The 308-nt window shown below is 39.0% G+C and carries 1 pseudogene; it reads right to left on the reverse strand.

Annotation, left to right across the window (positions count from 1 at the left end):
* Positions 1–308 (reverse strand): annotated as a pseudogene (locus GO013_RS16915) (cell division protein FtsH); the annotation flags it as partial.

Here is a 308-nt window from a genome sequence, read left to right on the forward strand (position 1 = left end):
CTTTAGGGATTTTAGCCCCTAAATTGGCGTATCGTTCAGGATATTTTAAGAAATCTACGATTTCTACCACTTCTTCTTTGGCTTCTTCATTGCCTGCCATGTCATTAAAACGCACATTGGGTTTTTCAGCGTTAATGAGTTTTTTCGCACTCCCCATGCCAAAAATACCCCCACCCATATTTTTTTGCATGCGGTTTGCCATAAACATCCATAGCCCTAAAATCACTAAAATAGGCATGAGCCACCCTAACATGTCCGTAAAAAAGTTAGACTCGCTAAAACCAGAATAATTGATTTTTTTCTCGTCT

It is taken from the genome of Pseudodesulfovibrio sp. JC047 (assembly GCF_010468615.1).
Taxonomy (GTDB): domain Bacteria; phylum Desulfobacterota; class Desulfovibrionia; order Desulfovibrionales; family Desulfovibrionaceae; genus Pseudodesulfovibrio.